At 72.1% G+C, this 3,737-nt stretch carries 3 protein-coding genes; all 3 read left to right on the top strand.

The genetic code is table 11. From position 1 onward, the window contains the following. The coding region (locus HKK72_RS37350; protein ID WP_187239115.1) for a TGS domain-containing protein at positions 1–1,003 on the top strand (1,003 nt) is incomplete at its 5' end. A 110-nt stretch (positions 1,004–1,113) separates the two neighbouring features. Then, positions 1,114–2,814 carry an AMP-binding protein gene (locus tag HKK72_RS37345; RefSeq protein ID WP_187239114.1) on the top strand — a complete coding sequence of 567 codons (1,701 nt, stop codon included), beginning with the start codon at positions 1,114–1,116 and terminating at the stop codon, positions 2,812–2,814. Continuing rightward, positions 2,811–3,737, top strand: a 927-nt coding sequence (locus HKK72_RS37340; RefSeq protein ID WP_187239113.1) for an AMP-binding protein, incomplete at its 3' end; no start/stop codon positions are given. The genes HKK72_RS37345 and HKK72_RS37340, both read left to right, overlap by 4 nt.

Below are 3,737 nucleotides of genomic sequence, written 5' to 3'. Positions count from 1 at the left end.
GCTGCGACGGCTGCGCGCGGCGCTGGCCGAGCACCGGGTGCGGGCGCGGGTCTCGCTGCGGCCGCGCCACCTCTACAGCGTCCACCGGGACCTCGGCGGCGATCCGGGCCGGATGCGGCCCAGTGAGGCCGGCCGCGTTCTGGTCGTCGTGGACGGCGACGACCAGGATTGCTACATCGCGCTCGGCGCCGTGCACTCGGCACTGCACCCGGTTCCCGGTCGGGTGAAGGACTTCATCGCACTGCCCAAGTTCAACCTGTACCAGTCGCTGCACACCGTCGTGATCGGACCCGAGGGCGACCGTCTCGACGTCATCATCCGCAGCCGCTCGATGCATCCCGTCGCCGAGTACGGCATCGTCGCGCACATCCGCGCGGCGGGCGACGAGGCGGCGACCGTCGACGCGGTCGCCGGGCGGCGCGACCTCGGCTGGCTGCGGCAACTGCTCACCTGGCAGTCCAGCGCGCCGTCCGCGGAGTTCCTCGACAGCCTGCGGGCCGAGCTCGCGACCGGCCATGTCGCCGCCTTCACCCCGGCCGGCGACGTTATAGCGCTGCCCGCCGGCGCGACCGCCATCGACTTCGCCTACGCGCTGGGCCCCGAGACCGGCGATCGTTGCATCGGCGTGGTCATCAACGGGCGGCTCGCCGCGCTCTCCGCCGAGATCCGCAGCGGTCAGGTCGTCGAGATCCTCACCGCCCCGGGCGGTGGCCCGTCCGAGGAGTGGCTGGAGTTCGCCACGACCGCGCAGACCCGCGTGCGCGTGCAGCACTGGCTGGCCCGCCGCAAGGCCGACGAGGCCGCCGACACCGGGCGGCGCGGCCTCGCCCTGGCGCTGGCCGCCCACGGCGTCGATCTGCTCGCCGCCGAGGCGCAGGGCGAGTCACTGTCGATCGCCAGGGACCTCGGTTACGTCGAGCTCGACGACATGTACGCCGCGATGGACGGCGGCCCCCTCACCCTGGACGACCTGGTGGTCAGGTTCATCGAGCCGCCCTCCTGACCGCACCGGCGGGGGCCGCCCGCCGATGAGAGCACCCCCGTTCGGGGGTAGCGCGAGCCGGACGCCCGAACCAACGATGCCCCTCAGATCCGCATCGAAGGGGAGGACACATGTCCGTGGCCGAATTCCGGGCCGCTCGCGATTTCCTGCTCGCCCATCGCGAGGACTACGCCACGGCGCGCGAGAAGTTCCAGTGGCCGGTCCTCACCGAGTTCAACTGGGCTCTGGACTGGTTCGACCGGATCGCCGAGGGCAACGACGCCCCCGCCCTGTGGGTGGTCGAGGAGGACGGGTCCGAGCGGCGCTGGTCGTTCGCCGAGCTGTCCGACCGCTCCAGCCGGCTCGCGGGCTGGCTGCGGGCGCAGGGCGTACGCCGCGGTGACCGGATGATCCTCATGCTCGGCAACCAGGTGGAGCTGTGGGAGACCATCCTGGCCGCGATGAAGCTCGGCGCGGTGATCATTCCGGCGACGCCGCTGCTCGGGGCGGCCGACCTGCGGGACCGCCTCGAACGCGGCCGGGCGAGGCACGTGGTGGCGCGGTCGGCCGATACAGGCAAGTTCGCCGAGGTCGCCGGGGACTACACGCGGATCGCGGTGGGACCGCCGGTGGACGGGTGGCTCTCCCACCACGCGGCCTATGACGCCGAAGGCCGGCCCGCTCTCGAGGCGTTCACCCCCGACGCGGTCACCCGGGCCGACGATCCGCTGCTGCTCTACTTCACCTCGGGCACCACCGCCCGCCCCAAGCTGGTGGAGCACACCCACGCGAGCTATCCGGCCGGGCACCTGTCCACGATGTACTGGCTCGGTCTCAAGCCGGGCGACGTGCACCTGAACATCTCCTCGCCCGGCTGGGCCAAGCACGCGTGGAGCAACGTGTTCGCCCCGTGGAACGCGCAGGCGTGCGTCTTCATCTACAACTACACGCGCTTCGACGCCGAGCGGCTACTGGACCAGCTCGACCGGTGCCGCGTGACGAGCTTCTGCGCTCCGCCCACCGTCTGGAGAATGCTCATCCAGGCCGATCTGAGCCGGCTGCGCACGCCTCCGCGCGAGGTCGTCGGCGCGGGCGAGCCGCTGAACCCGGAGGTCATCGAGCAGGTCCGGCTGGCGTGGGGGGTGACCATCAGGGACGGCTTCGGCCAGACCGAGACGACCGTGCAGGTCGCCAACACGCCGGGGCAGCCGGTGCGGCCCGGTTCGATGGGCCGTCCGGTGCCCGGCTACGACGTGGTGCTGCTCGACCCGGCCACCGGCGAGCCCGCCGACGAGGGCGAGATCTGCCTCGACCTGTCCGACCGCCCGCTCGGGCTGATGACCGGCTACCACGGCGACCCCGAGCTCACCGCCGAGGCGATGGCCGGCGGCTTCTACCGCACCGGCGACATCGGCTCGCGCGACGCGGACGGCTACATCACCTACGTCGGACGGACCGACGACGTGTTCAAGGCCTCCGACTACCGCATCTCGCCGTTCGAGCTCGAGAGCGTGCTGATCGAGCACGACGCGGTGGCCGAAGCGGCCGTCGTGCCCTCCCCCGACCCGGTGCGGCTCGCGGTCCCCAAGGCCTATGTCGTGCTCGCGGCCGGCCGGCCGGCGACGGCCGAGACCGCGGCGGCCATCTTCGACCACTGCCGGGAGCACCTGGCCCCGTACAAGCGCATCCGCCTGCTGGAGTTCGCCGAGCTGCCCAAGACCATCTCGGGCAAGATCCGCCGCGTCGAACTGCGCGCGTACGAGCGGGACAAGCATCCGGACGCGGGAGCACGGCCGGCCGGTGAGTTCCGCGAAGAGGACTTCCGGCCATGAGCGAGCTGTCGTACGCCTCCGGCCCCTCGTCGGCCCCGCTCCTCGGCGACACCATCGGCGCCGACTTCGACCGTACGGTGGCCGCGCACGGACACCGGGAGGCCCTGGTGGACCGGGGCGGTTCCGCGACGCCGTGGCGCGATCCCGCCGGGCCGCCGGTCCGGCGCTGGACCTACCGCGAACTGGCCGCCGAGGTCGACGCGGTGGCACTCGGCCTGCTGGAACTCGGGGTGGGCACCGGCGACCGGGTCGGCATCTGGGCGCCGAACTGCGCGGAGTGGCTCTTCACGCAGTACGCCACCGCGAAGATCGGCGCCATCCTGGTGAACATCAACCCGGCCTACCGGGTGCACGAGCTGGAGTACGTGCTGAACCAGGCGGGCGTCCGCACTCTGGTCGCGGCGCCCGCGTTCAAGACCTCCGACTACGCGGGGATGATCGCCGATGTCCGGCCGAGCTCTCCCGCGCTGCGCGACGTGCTGCTGCTCGGCGGGCCGGAGTGGGCGGAGCTCCTGGCGTCCGGGCGGGCGGCCGATCCCGAGCCGCTCACCCGGCTGGCCGGCGAGCTGGGCGCCGACGATCCGATCAACATCCAGTACACGAGCGGCACCACCGGGTTCCCGAAGGGCGCGACGCTCTCGCACCACAACATCCTCAACAACGGCTACTTCGTCGGCGAGCTGTGCGGCTACACCGAGGCCGATCGCATCTGTGTGCCGGTGCCCTTCTACCACTGCTTCGGCATGGTGATGGGCAACCTGGCGGCCACCACCCACGGTGCGTGCGTCGTGATCCCCGCACCGGCGTTCGACCCCGCGGCGACGCTGGAGGCCGTCGCCGCCGAGCGCTGCACCTCGCTGTACGGGGTGCCGACGATGTTCATCGCCGAGCTGAGCGACCCGGCGTTCGAGTCCCACGACCTG

Origin of the sequence: Actinomadura sp. HBU206391 (genome assembly GCF_014323665.1) — a bacterium.
GTDB lineage: Bacteria > Actinomycetota > Actinomycetes > Streptosporangiales > Streptosporangiaceae > Actinomadura_C.
This window is presented reverse-complemented; position numbering and strand designations above follow the sequence as displayed.